This window comes from Acinetobacter sp. ABJ_C4_1, from assembly GCF_044538495.1.
Lineage (GTDB): Bacteria > Pseudomonadota > Gammaproteobacteria > Pseudomonadales > Moraxellaceae > Acinetobacter > Acinetobacter nosocomialis_A.
Map to the genome: position 1 here is coordinate 81,034 of NZ_JBIUCQ010000013.1, position 11,285 is coordinate 92,318.

Genomic DNA, 11,285 nt, shown 5'->3' on the forward strand with positions numbered 1-11,285 from the left:
ATAACTATGACAGGGAGTATTTCGTGCGACGTTTTGTTTCTCATTTCTCACTTGGCTTTCTTATTATTCTATTGGCTGCCTGTGCCAGCGCACCTAAAAAACCTACACCACTGTCGCCCGCTCAAATTAGTAAGCTCGAGAGTATGCAGCTTCCAAATCGACTCCCGGTTCCGGTAAAAGGTGTCGATCGAGACGAACTAAAAGACACGTGGGGTGCGGCACGCAGTCAAGGTCGTAGTCACGAAGGAATTGATATTTTGGCTCCACGTGGAACCAAAGTGTATAGCACAACCGAAGGACTAGTTGCCGATCTTCGTAATAATAACTTGGGTGGCAAAGTCATCTGGATTTTAGGCCCAGCAGGAACATGGCATTATTATGCTCATCTTGATGGTCACAAACGTGGCTTAAGTGTTGGTGACTATGTCAAAAAGGGCGATCTAATTGGCTATGTCGGCAATACGGGCAATGCACGTTATACTTCACCTCATCTCCACTATGGTCTTTACCTAAATGGTAAAGGACGTGGTGCTGTTAATCCTTATTCATATTTACGCTAGGAACATTTTATGTCGGAAGCGCTGATCAATCGCTTAGTAGAGTTTGCCGAGTCTGGCAACCAGCAAAAGATCATTTTAAATGGCAATAGCTATCAAGGCTGGATCATGGAAATCAGTGATGATGCCCTGCTAATCAGTACCGGTTTTTCAGATAAAGTTGGCAAAGACTTTTGGCTAAAGTTTGAAGACTTAACTCAAGCTGAACTGTATTATTGGGATACTCGCCCAAATGAATGGGTACTGTTTAAACTTTAAAATTCTAAGATAAATATAAGGAGCATTATCATGAAAACTCAACGTTGCGGATGGTGTTCCGACGATCCACTCTATATTGCCTACCATGATGAAGAATGGGGCAAACCGGAACATGACGAAGCACGTTTATTTGAAATGCTTTGCCTTGAAGGCCAGCAAGCTGGTTTATCTTGGATTACCGTACTGAAAAAAAGAGAAAGCTACCGTCAGCATTTTTTTAATCATCCGATTGCAGAAATTGCCTCATTCACAGATGATTTTTTAGAACTAAAATTATCCGATGCAGGCTTAATTCGTCACTTAGGCAAACTCAAAGCTATTCGTGATAATGCAATTGCTTGGCAAGCGCTCAAAGCACAAGTCGGTGATGTTCCTAAATGGCTTTGGCAGTTTGTAGATGCAGCTCCACAACACAATGATGTTGTAGATTATCGTAAGGCTCCTGCACAAACTGAACTCAGCGTAAAACTTTCCAAGACTCTTAAAAAGAATGGCTTCAAATTTGTCGGTCCAACCACTTGCTATGCTTTTATGCAAGCAGTAGGCATGGTCGATGATCATGAAAACGATTGTCAATTTAAAGCTTCATAACCCACTCGAACGGTTCAAATCCGCTTAAGGAGTTTCCGATGAGCAATAATACGATTCAGGCTTATGCCGCAATGCAAGCAGGTGAGAAACTGGTTCCCTACCAATTTGATGCAGGTGAATTACAACCGCATCAGGTTGAGGTAAAAGTTGAATACTGTGGTTTATGTCATTCTGATATTTCAGTTCTGAACAATGAATGGCGCTCGACTGTCTACCCTGTGGTTGCGGGTCATGAAATTATTGGACGAATTGTTGCTTTGGGTTCAGAAGCCAAAGGTCTACAAATCGGGCAACGTGTCGGCATTGGCTGGACTGCTGAAAGTTGCCAAGCCTGTGATGAATGTATTGGTGGTCAGCAAGTACTTTGTACAGGCGGAAGTGTTGCAACAATCGTCGGGCATGCTGGTGGTTTTGCCGATAAAGTCCGTGCAGGTTGGCAATGGGCTATTCCCCTCCCTGAAGATTTAGACGCTGAAAGTGCTGGTCCTTTACTTTGTGGCGGAATTACCGTTTTTGACCCACTACTCAAACATAAAATTCAAGCAACACATCATGTCGGTGTGATCGGTATTGGTGGCTTAGGTCATATAGCCATTAAGCTACTCAAAGCTTGGGGCTGTGAGATCACTGCATTTAGTTCCAACCCTGATAAAACAGAGGAACTTAAAGCAATGGGGGCTGACCATGTCGTAAATAGCCGCGATACCGATGCAGTAACAGCACAAAAAGGGAAATTCGATTTATTGCTAAGTACCGTGAATGTGACTCTAAATTGGTCTGCTTTTATTGCAACACTGGCACCAAACGGAACCTTACATTTCTTAGGCCTTACGCTTGAGCCTGTTCCTGTTTCTGTTGGCTCTCTTATTGGTGGTGCTAAGTCAGTGACTGGTTCACCTACAGGCTCACCTGCTGCACTACGTCAGCTTTTAAAGTTTGCTGCACGCAAAAAAATTGCACCTCAAATTGAGCTATTTCCAATGTCACAGCTTAATGAAGCAATTGAGCGTCTACATTCAGGTCAAGCACGCTATCGTATTGTGCTTAAAGCAGACTTCGCAGAATAAAACTAACTCACGACTTTCATCTGCTGTCGTGACCAGTTCGCCAAGTCTTTAATCGCTTGGCGGACATCTGCTGTTAACTCATGACCTGCATTTAAACGAATAAAGTGCCTATAGCGTTCATCCTCACCAAAAACATGGCCTGGTACTACGGTAATTCCCTGAGCTTGTGCAGTGTAATACAGCGCCAAGCTATCTACACTTTTAGGTAACTGTATCCATAATGCATAGCCACCTTCGGGCTGACTCAATGCGATTGGAATGCCTTCAAAGGCATTTAAAATACAACTACGATACTCCTCGACTTGCCGCATTAAATTTGGTCTTAACTGCTCTAAATGCTCTCTGTAAGCACGACTATAAATAAAATCAGCTAAACCTAACTGTAAAGGCGTATTCACCCCTATATTACTTACTAGCAGCTCAAGCTTTAAATTTTCTAACTTTGTAGTTAAACAAAACCACCCTACCCGATACGCACTCGACAAAGACTTAGAAACTGAACCACACCAAATCACATAACCTTCGCGGTCCCAATATCGAATAGGTAGTGGTCGCTCATTACTGTAGCCACATTCACCAAAAATATCGTCTTCAATAATAAAACACTGATACTTTGCGGCTAATTCAGCAATCTTCTTTTTCTCTGCATTGCTAAAACAATATCCTAAAGGGTTCTGGTAGTTCGCAGTCATTAAATAAACCTTAGCCAAACCTTGCTGCATTAAGGACTCTAAACGCTCAAGATCAATGCCACGATGATCGGCAGGAATCTCAACAATCTGTCGTTTTAAACTTGCTAATAACTGTAAATGACCATTATAGGTAGGCGTAGGAATAAGAATACTATCGCCCACTTCAGTAAGCTTCTGAATCACTAAAGACAAAGCAGGCATACAGCCATTGGTAATAAAAATATCTTCAGGCGCGATATAAATGCCATCTTCACGCCAATGATCAGAAAGTGCTTTTCTTAATTGCTCATGTCCTTGTTTATTACAATAGAGAAAATCTTGAGGCTGACAATTTTTTAAAGCGCGTTGAATAGAACGACGTAAACCCTCTACCGGAATAAAGTGCGGCGTTAACTGGATCGAACCCAACGGTACAAGATGACTTTGTAAAGCAGCTTCCTGAATTTGGTTATGCAACTCCAGATTGGAAACATGTCGAGGCAAAGATAAAAAATCTGGGCTATCTGGAATAGGACTAGATTGGGTACGAGCAACTACAAAATAACCCGACTTCGGCTTTACATAAATGAGTCCCCTCGCCTCAAGCAATTCATAGCAACTTTTTGCCGTACTTAAGCTAATGCTGTGCTGACGAGCGAAATCTCGTAAAGAAATAAGCTTCTGATGAGGTTTAAGTTCATCTTGATAAATACGATGTGCTAATTGATTGGCAAGAACCTGATATTGAAAAGTCATTCTGTGCTGCTTTTTTAAAAATTTCTGTATCTGTACTGGTTTATAGAACACCTTTAGGCTATAGAAATCAACTCAAAGAGTAGTAAAGCCATGAAATTAAAAGTTATATTGTTATTTACTATTGTTTTAGCGGGTTGCCAACCACAGCCCAAAAATGAGCAGCACAGACACACGATTTGCCAAAGCCTCATAGAAGGTTATTTAAAAATGACCAACCAACAGGATTATAAATTAGAACAGCGCACTGATGATGAGACCTATACGATTTCTCATTATAAATATAAACGTAATAACTCAAACGAAGTTGTCATGGTGAACTCGGTTTATTCGAATTTGTATTTTAGCTGCCGAGAACAACAACAAAGCTATTTCTTATCTCAACATTCATCACAAGGACAAACGACTCCAATTTTAGAAGTTCATTTTCCAAGTGATGCTTATGGTAAGTTTAGAGACAGGTTTTAAAACCATCTTGTAATTGCTCTGCCAAAAACTCAATGAATAAACGGATTCGTTTTGGTAGATGTTCTTGTTGATAATACACAGCATGGATGCTTTGAAGCTGTAGTTCTATCTGGTCTTCAAATAAAGCAACTAAACGACCTTCTTCTAAATCTTTCCAAACCATAAACTCTGATAAACAAGTAATACCATGTCCACGTAATGCAAGCTGGCGGACGGTTTCCCCATTTGAAGCTTTAATATGAGGTTGAGCTACAAAGTAGTCAGTCCCAATTTTTAGGGGCCACGTATTTAAGTGGGCAGGTTTGGTGAAGCCTATCAGTTCATGTTCGTTTAATTCTTGTGGTTGCTGAGGATAACCTGCTCGGTTTAAATATTCAGGGCTAGCAACCATATACAAACGACTTTTACATACCAATTTGGCACGCATACTAGAGTCATTGAGCTCACCAAATCGAAATGCAACATCAGTTTTATGCTGCAATAGATCAATCACCTGATCATTGCTATTTAATTCAATTTCAATATGAGGATATCGCTTGCGAAACGCGTGCATTAAAGGAGCAACCACATGTAAAACAAAAGGTGTTGCCGAATCGATTCGTATAAGACCCGAAGTATCTTGATCCGATTTTTGTAATTCTTCTTCGGCAGCATTCAGTTCATTTAATATTTTACGAGCCTTTACCAGAAACTGCTGCCCTTCTTGAGTGAGTTTCAACTTACGTGTCGTTCGCTCTAACAAAGTCACATCTAACTTAGCTTCCAAGCGTGTTAATGAGCGGCTTACCCCTGAAGGTGTTTGTTTGAGGTGATCTGCCGCCGCAACAAAAGAACCTGTATCAACGATTGCAATAAACGCTACCAGCTCTTCAATAGTTGATTTCATGTCTTATTCCATTATTGACTAATGATCAAAGATATTTTGCTTATTCATGTATTTTTTCGCAACAATAAAAAAAGCAAAATGCATGTCATGTTAAATGATTATTCAAATTTAGGTGAACACATGAATATCCCACGTTTTGGTCTAGGTACTTTCCGTCTTCAAGAACAAGCGGTGATTGATTCTGTTAAAACTGCTTTAGACGTAGGTTACCGTGTAATTGATACTGCTCAAATTTATGGAAATGAAGCAGCGATTGGTCAAGCGATTGCCGAAAGCGGTGTATCACGTCAGGACCTATTTCTAACCACAAAAATCTGGGTAGATAATTTTGCGCAAGATAAGTTTATTCCAAGCTTAAAAGAGAGCTTAGAAAAGCTTCGTACTGACCATGTCGATTTAACTTTGATTCACTGGCCAGCACCGGATTTAGGCGTTTCGATTCCTGAAATCATGCAGCTTTTACTTGAAGCAAAACAACAGGGCTTAACTAAACAAATTGGTATTTCAAACTTCAATATTGCACTTACTCAACAAGCAATTGACACAATTGGTGTAGAGCATATTGCAACAAACCAGATTGAACTAAGTCCTTATCTTCAAAACCATAAACTTGTAAATTTCTTACAAGAGAAGAAGATTGATGTTACTTCATATATGACGCTTGCGTACGGCAAAGTGCTTCAAGACCCTGTTTTAGCTGAAATTGCAGCAGCACATAAAGCAACAACAGCGCAAATTGCACTTGCATGGGCATTGCAACGTGGTTTTGCAGTCATTCCATCTTCGACTAAACGTGAAAACCTGATTAGCAATTTAAAAGCACAGGATATCGAGTTAACTTCAGCTGAAATGCAAATGATTGCTGAACTCGACCGTAACAGTCGTGAAGTTAGCCCAGAGCCATGGGCACCAGTTTGGGACTAAACTCATGAACACTCAATCAAATACGGCGTTCTCGTTACTGGCATTGGCAATTGGTGCCTTTGCTATTGGCACTACGGAATTCTCTCCAATGGGATTACTTCCGAATATCGCTAATGATTTAGGTATTTCAATTCCAACAGCCGGAATGCTAATTACGGGCTATGCACTTGGCGTCATGCTAGGTGCCCCATTCATGACCCTGTGGTTTGGTGGTTTTGCTAGACGTAATGCACTGATTTTTCTGATGGCAATCTTTACGGTGGGTAACCTGATCGCAGCGTTTTCACCAAGCTATATGAGCTTATTAGGTGCACGTCTCATTACGAGCCTTAACCACGGTGCCTTCTTCGGGATTGGCTCTGTTGTAGCAGCGAGTATTGTACCCGCGCACAAACAAGCCAGTGCTGTGGCAACTATGTTTATGGGTTTAACCATTGCCAATATTGGTGGTGTACCGTTGGCAACATGGGTAGGACAAAACATTGGCTGGCGTATGTCGTTCCTTGCAATTTCCTTACTGGGTGTGATTACCATGCTCGCTTTATGGAAAGCATTACCGCAAGGTATGGTTGCCCAAAAACCAAATGTGAAAGCTGAGTTGAAAGTATTAACACGTGGCCCTGTGGTACTTGCATTACTTACCACCGTACTCGGTGCAGGTGCAATGTTTACGCTTTATACCTATATCGCGCCAAGTTTGACTGAGTTTACTCATGCTTCACCGACCTTCATTACTTTTATGTTGGTGTTGATTGGTGTCGGTTTCTCAATTGGTAACCATTTAGGTGGTCGCTTTGCAGATTTATCCATTAACAAAACTCTGATTGGTTTCTTAGTTCTGTTAATTGTAATGATGGTGACTTTCCCAATCCTTGCACAAAGTCATATTGGCGCAGCCATTGCCTTAGTGATCTGGGGTGCCGCAACCTTTGCTTTAGTTCCACCTTTGCAAATGCGTGTAATGTCAGTTGCTCATGAAGCACCGGGCCTTGCCTCTTCAGTGAATATCGGTGCCTTTAACTTAGGTAACGCAGTTGGAGCAGCAGCAGGTGCGTTAGTACTCGATTTAGGTTGGGGTTATAGCGCAGTATCATTTGCTGGTGCATTACTGGCTGGGTTAGGTTTGTTACTGGTTTTATTCCAAATCAAACGAGAAAACAGCCCGACACAAGCTTTACAACAATGTTCAGACTAATAAAAAAAGCGCCTGAAGTCAGGCGCTTTTTTTATTGCTTATTATTTTAAAATATCGGGCAATTTAGGTTGCTCATAAATCGGGTTCATTACTTCCCGCTTCATTTTAAGCAGCATTTGATACGGTTGCTGCTGAACAAACATATTTACAAAGCTTAAAGGAATTGAACCCGCTGGGTCAGCATAGCCACTCGTGGTTACTTTAACTTTGTTGTTCGCTAGTTTCTGGAACGTCCATTCACCTTCATAACGAGTTAAACGAACCACATCGGGTTGAATCGGATAATTACTATTAATTGCTGTGTTCTTAATCGTAATAACGCCATTAGCAGCTTTACTCATTTTTCCTTTCACCACAACATCGCGGTCTTTTAGCGGAAAAGGAAAATCCAACACCATATATAACGTAAATTCACCCTTTTTCTCATCCTGAGACAGCATTTCAACTTTACCCATATAAGGCACCCATTGCGCTGCGCGTTTTACATCTAAAATCACCGCAACAGCACGTTCAATAGGTACATCAAAGGTTGTTTCAGCTTTGTATTGAAAGACTGGGTTATCAGCCTTTTGATAGGTCCACACTTTAATATGATTACGGTCAAGGCTAAGTTTCGCCTTGTCTGTAGAGGCAGCCCCTGCATAGAGGCTGCTTAAGCAAAGAAGAGTGGTCAAAGCAATTTGTTTTTTATTCATGTTCTGCTCTATCTTGTTTTTCTCGCCACATATGCGACGTATACAGATGGTTTACACCTGTACGTCGTTCAATCCTAAAACATCTTTCATGTCGTATTTGTGCGCTTCACGACCTACAACCCATGCTGCAGCTCGTACTGCACCAGCAGCAAAGTTCATACGGTTCGTGGCTTTGTGAGTGACTTCAACACGCTCACCCTCACCAATAAACATGACAGTATGTTCACCTACAATATCGCCACCACGGATGGTTTCAAAACCAATGGTTTGGCGATCACGTGGACCGGTATGCCCTTCACGGCCATAAACAGCAACTTCTTTTAAGTTACGGCCTAAAGTATCAGCAATCGCTTCACCCATCATTAACGCTGTACCAGATGGTGCATCTACTTTATGACGATGGTGAGCCTCAATCACTTCAATATCTACTGTATCGCCAAATACTTTTGCTGCAAGCTCAAGTAACTTGATTGATACATTTACGCCAACAGAATAGTTTGCAGCATATACAACAGGTATATGTTTTGCCGTTTCATCAAGCTCAGTTTTTTGTTCATCGGACATTCCCGTTGTCCCAATCACGATAGCTACCCCAGCTTCACGACATAGCTTTAGATGCTCAGATGTTGCAGCAGGAGTCGAAAAGTCAATTACAACGTCACAGTCTTTAAGAACCTCAGCCAAGCTTCCCGTAAGCTTCACTCCAATTGAACCCACTCCTGCAAGTTCACCAGCATCAGCACCGATTAAAGTACTTTCTGGGCGTACAACAGCGGCTCCCAATTGATAACCTGCTTGTTGTACTGCCTGAATAAGTATACGACCCATACGGCCGCCTGCACCCAAAATACCAATGCGTGGAGCTGCTGACATAATCCTTCCCAATCTTGTGTTTTACGTAATTGGCTTACTATATCAAAACTCTTTGCTCACAATAAAAAGTAAAAAATATTTTTTAAGATGCACCGAAATTTAATCAGTTTTCACAAAAGTTAAAGAATTGATCTGCACACTACGGACCCACGAATGAAAAAAAGATGACTATAAGGAGTTCAGCATGCATTCGAAAATTATGGGCTTAATAGCCGTTATGGGGATGATGAGTTCAGTAGCATTTGCAGAGCCTGCAATCCAACCTGGGGACACATTAGAAAGCTTATCTAAAGCACGCATTACCACAAACGTAAATACTCAAGCAGCAACACCTACACCTCAAACAAGCGTAGCAAGCAATACCACTGCTGAAGTTAAAGTTGAAGATATCGACCCGATCATTGAAGAAAAAATCGCAGAAGTAGAAACAGTAAAAATAGCTGTAAAACCAGTTACTCAGGCTACTGTCGAGGCTGTAGTAGCTCCAGTTGCATCAAGCGAATTTATTGTAAGTGTTGACGATATTGATGTCGCTCATCCGACAGAGTAATCGGTAGTCATTTTCTTTTAAGCAGAATAAAAATAATAAGATGAATCAGCGCAATAAAAAGGCGGATATTTTGAATATCCGCCTTCTTTTTAATTTACGATCTAATCAAGCATTAATCGAATAAACGATCAAAGAATGATTTTTTCTTTGGTGAAGAAGCACTGTCTTCACCATCGAAAGATGCTTGTAATTCTTTGAGTAATTCACGTTGACGAGACGTTAAGTTGACTGGTGTTTCTACCACAATACGGCAAAGTAAATCACCCACCATGCTGCTACGTACAGGGCGAACACCCTTACCACGTAAACGGAATAATTTACCTGTTTGAGTTCCCTCAGGGATCTTCAAGCTAACGCGGCCTTCCAAAGTCGGGATTTCAATTTCTTTACCAAGTGCAGCATCAGCAATGCTTACTGGTACGTCCATATATAAATCGGCGCCATCACGTTGGAAAATTTCGTGTTCACGAACAACCACTTCAACGTATAAGTCACCCGCTTGACCATCACGGATAGCCTCGCCTTTACCACTTAAACGAACGCGATCACCATTATCTACACCCGCTGGAATAGTAACTTCCAATGTTTGCTGGCGATCAGCTACACCTGAACCATGACATGCATGGCATGGGTTTTTAATAATTTTGCCTTGGCCACGACATGTGCCACAAGTTTGTTGTACAGAGAAGAAACCTTGCTGCATACGTACTTGTCCTGAACCATGACAAGTTTTACAGGTTTCTACATCTTTTGGATTTTGAGAGCCTTTACCATCACACACATCACATGGTGCCGGAGCAGTAAAGGTAATGGTTTTCTTAACCCCTTTTACAGCTTCCTCAAGGGTAAGTTCCATGACATAGCGTAAGTCTGAACCGCGACGTTGGCGTTGCTGACGTCCGCCGCCACCAAACGCTCCACCAAAGATATCACCGAACTGGCTGAAAATATCTTCTGCACTGAAACCACCAAAGCCACCACCAGCGCCACCAAAGCCGCCTTCAAATGCATTATGTCCCATACGGTCATACATGCTGCGCTTTTCGCTGTCGGATAAAATCTCATAAGCTTCAGAAGCTTCTTTAAACTTTTCTTCTGCTTCGGCATTGTCAGGGTTTCTGTCAGGATGATATTTCATCGCCAATTTACGATAGGCTTTTTTGATCTCATCATCACTTGCGGTTTTTGAAACGCCTAAAACCTCATAATAATCACGTTTAGCCATGTTTGGCGGTGCTCCTCACGGAAATTTTATCAATACTCTATTGCCGACTAAATGGGGGGCTTTAGCCGAATTTACAAGGGGAAAACTTTCAAAAAACAGATATATTAAAAAACTGCCTTATTTTTTAAATATTTAGACAAGCCTTTTAACCATGCATTTAATAAAAATAACCAAGCAATAGCGCTAAAAACAACACCAGCAACTGTTGATGCCGTTACCCAAAGGTTGCTGTTCCATGCAAAAAAGAAGAGAGGAATAAACCAAACAACAGCAAAAACTGACATGAAGAGGAATAGAATACCATTGCGCATAACCCAGAGCGCATGAGCATGAATCCAAACTTCCGCATCATCCACAACAGCTACTTTACGAGCGACCAGATAAGCAAAGGCCGCAAAAATAACCGTAAACAATGCAAGAAACATGAACGCATAAGAAATTACAATATAACGGCGATGCTGTTCGATATGGTCTTGCCCCATCTGTATTTCACCTCAATTCACTGCACTTTGCCTATTTTTTATGCAGTGAAATAATCCTGTATTTTTTGTGTAAAGACAGGTGCTACTATA

14 protein-coding genes are annotated in these 11,285 nt (G+C 41.4%); 8 read left to right on the forward strand and 6 right to left on the reverse strand.

Annotated elements, in window-relative coordinates:
- Positions 1 to 23 precede the first annotated feature (23 nt).
- Genes ACIF8R_RS14715 through ACIF8R_RS14730 form a run of 4 tightly spaced genes read left to right on the forward strand, consistent with a single transcriptional unit; the run spans position 24 to position 2,473 of the window.
- A complete protein-coding gene (locus ACIF8R_RS14715) occupies positions 24 to 560 on the forward strand; it encodes a M23 family metallopeptidase (RefSeq protein WP_396481569.1) in 537 nt (178 codons plus the stop codon).
- A 9-nt stretch (positions 561 to 569) separates the two neighbouring features.
- On the forward strand, positions 570 to 815 hold the full coding sequence (locus ACIF8R_RS14720; protein WP_001287364.1) for a hypothetical protein: 246 nt from the start codon (positions 570 to 572) through the stop codon (positions 813 to 815).
- Between the two features lie 30 nt (positions 816 to 845).
- Positions 846 to 1,406 (forward strand): DNA-3-methyladenine glycosylase I, encoded by a 561-nt coding sequence (locus ACIF8R_RS14725; RefSeq protein ID WP_005300378.1) that lies wholly within the window; start codon positions 846 to 848, stop codon positions 1,404 to 1,406.
- 38 nt (positions 1,407 to 1,444) lie between these two features.
- Positions 1,445 to 2,473 carry an NAD(P)-dependent alcohol dehydrogenase gene (locus ACIF8R_RS14730; protein WP_396481571.1) on the forward strand — a complete coding sequence of 343 codons (1,029 nt, stop codon included), beginning with the start codon at positions 1,445 to 1,447 and terminating at the stop codon, positions 2,471 to 2,473.
- 2 nt (positions 2,474 to 2,475) lie between these two features.
- Here the strand turns inward: ACIF8R_RS14730 and ACIF8R_RS14735 are convergent, their stop codons facing one another.
- Positions 2,476 to 3,900 (reverse strand): PLP-dependent aminotransferase family protein, encoded by a 1,425-nt coding sequence (locus ACIF8R_RS14735; RefSeq protein WP_396481573.1) that lies wholly within the window; start codon positions 3,898 to 3,900, stop codon positions 2,476 to 2,478.
- A gap of 90 nt (positions 3,901 to 3,990) precedes the next feature.
- Here ACIF8R_RS14735 and ACIF8R_RS14740 point away from each other — a divergent pair, with 90 nt between their 5' ends.
- The gene (locus tag ACIF8R_RS14740) at positions 3,991 to 4,365 is read left to right on the forward strand and encodes a hypothetical protein (protein ID WP_396481575.1); all 375 of its coding nucleotides are present in this window, start codon (positions 3,991 to 3,993) and stop codon (positions 4,363 to 4,365) included.
- Here the strand turns inward: ACIF8R_RS14740 and ACIF8R_RS14745 are convergent.
- Positions 4,349 to 5,251 (reverse strand): LysR substrate-binding domain-containing protein, encoded by a 903-nt coding sequence (locus tag ACIF8R_RS14745; RefSeq protein WP_396481577.1) that lies wholly within the window; start codon positions 5,249 to 5,251, stop codon positions 4,349 to 4,351. The genes ACIF8R_RS14740 and ACIF8R_RS14745 overlap by 17 nt on opposite strands.
- A gap of 120 nt (positions 5,252 to 5,371) precedes the next feature.
- Between ACIF8R_RS14745 and dkgB the strand changes: the two genes are divergently transcribed.
- On the forward strand, positions 5,372 to 6,175 hold the full coding sequence (gene dkgB / locus ACIF8R_RS14750) for a 2,5-didehydrogluconate reductase DkgB (protein WP_396481579.1): 804 nt from the start codon (positions 5,372 to 5,374) through the stop codon (positions 6,173 to 6,175).
- 4 nt (positions 6,176 to 6,179) lie between these two features.
- On the forward strand, positions 6,180 to 7,370 hold the full coding sequence (locus tag ACIF8R_RS14755; protein ID WP_396481581.1) for an MFS transporter: 1,191 nt from the start codon (positions 6,180 to 6,182) through the stop codon (positions 7,368 to 7,370).
- A gap of 41 nt (positions 7,371 to 7,411) precedes the next feature.
- On the opposite strand, the gene ACIF8R_RS14760 is transcribed toward ACIF8R_RS14755, so the two are convergent.
- Both ACIF8R_RS14760 and dapB read right to left on the reverse strand, forming a co-directional pair.
- The gene (locus tag ACIF8R_RS14760; protein ID WP_331423629.1) at positions 7,412 to 8,065 is read right to left on the reverse strand and encodes an START domain-containing protein; all 654 of its coding nucleotides are present in this window, start codon (positions 8,063 to 8,065) and stop codon (positions 7,412 to 7,414) included.
- Positions 8,066 to 8,116: 51 nt separating this feature from the next.
- The gene (dapB, locus tag ACIF8R_RS14765; protein ID WP_396481583.1) at positions 8,117 to 8,938 is read right to left on the reverse strand and encodes a 4-hydroxy-tetrahydrodipicolinate reductase; all 822 of its coding nucleotides are present in this window, start codon (positions 8,936 to 8,938) and stop codon (positions 8,117 to 8,119) included.
- Between the two features lie 184 nt (positions 8,939 to 9,122).
- Here dapB and ACIF8R_RS14770 point away from each other — a divergent pair, with 184 nt between their 5' ends.
- Positions 9,123 to 9,488, forward strand: coding sequence for a hypothetical protein (locus tag ACIF8R_RS14770; RefSeq protein WP_396481585.1), 366 nt, complete (start codon positions 9,123 to 9,125; stop codon positions 9,486 to 9,488).
- Between the two features lie 112 nt (positions 9,489 to 9,600).
- Here ACIF8R_RS14770 and dnaJ read toward each other — a convergent pair whose 3' ends face one another.
- Both dnaJ and ACIF8R_RS14780 read right to left on the reverse strand, forming a co-directional pair.
- Positions 9,601 to 10,713 (reverse strand): molecular chaperone DnaJ, encoded by a 1,113-nt coding sequence (dnaJ, locus tag ACIF8R_RS14775; RefSeq protein WP_263612597.1) that lies wholly within the window; start codon positions 10,711 to 10,713, stop codon positions 9,601 to 9,603.
- 104 nt (positions 10,714 to 10,817) lie between these two features.
- Positions 10,818 to 11,195 (reverse strand): hypothetical protein, encoded by a 378-nt coding sequence (locus ACIF8R_RS14780; RefSeq protein WP_396481586.1) that lies wholly within the window; start codon positions 11,193 to 11,195, stop codon positions 10,818 to 10,820.
- Positions 11,196 to 11,285: the final 90 nt, after the last annotated feature.

Excerpts from the sequence above, each read along its gene's own strand:
- ACIF8R_RS14770 (WP_396481585.1), top strand. The coding sequence starts at position 9,123 with ATGCATTCGAAAATTATGGGCTTAATAGCCGTTATGGGGATGATGAGT.
- ACIF8R_RS14725 (WP_005300378.1), top strand. The coding sequence starts at position 846 with ATGAAAACTCAACGTTGCGGATGGTGTTCCGACGATCCACTCTATATT.
- dapB (WP_396481583.1), bottom strand. The coding sequence starts at position 8,938 with ATGTCAGCAGCTCCACGCATTGGTATTTTGGGTGCAGGCGGCCGTATG.
- dnaJ (WP_263612597.1), bottom strand. The coding sequence starts at position 10,713 with ATGGCTAAACGTGATTATTATGAGGTTTTAGGCGTTTCAAAAACCGCA.
- ACIF8R_RS14730 (WP_396481571.1), top strand. The coding sequence starts at position 1,445 with ATGAGCAATAATACGATTCAGGCTTATGCCGCAATGCAAGCAGGTGAG.
- ACIF8R_RS14735 (WP_396481573.1), bottom strand. The coding sequence starts at position 3,900 with ATGACTTTTCAATATCAGGTTCTTGCCAATCAATTAGCACATCGTATT.
- dkgB (WP_396481579.1), top strand. The coding sequence starts at position 5,372 with ATGAATATCCCACGTTTTGGTCTAGGTACTTTCCGTCTTCAAGAACAA.
- ACIF8R_RS14720 (WP_001287364.1), top strand. The coding sequence starts at position 570 with ATGTCGGAAGCGCTGATCAATCGCTTAGTAGAGTTTGCCGAGTCTGGC.
- ACIF8R_RS14780 (WP_396481586.1), bottom strand. The coding sequence starts at position 11,195 with ATGGGGCAAGACCATATCGAACAGCATCGCCGTTATATTGTAATTTCT.
- ACIF8R_RS14760 (WP_331423629.1), bottom strand. The coding sequence starts at position 8,065 with ATGAATAAAAAACAAATTGCTTTGACCACTCTTCTTTGCTTAAGCAGC.
- ACIF8R_RS14740 (WP_396481575.1), top strand. The coding sequence starts at position 3,991 with ATGAAATTAAAAGTTATATTGTTATTTACTATTGTTTTAGCGGGTTGC.
- ACIF8R_RS14745 (WP_396481577.1), bottom strand. The coding sequence starts at position 5,251 with ATGAAATCAACTATTGAAGAGCTGGTAGCGTTTATTGCAATCGTTGAT.
- ACIF8R_RS14755 (WP_396481581.1), top strand. The coding sequence starts at position 6,180 with ATGAACACTCAATCAAATACGGCGTTCTCGTTACTGGCATTGGCAATT.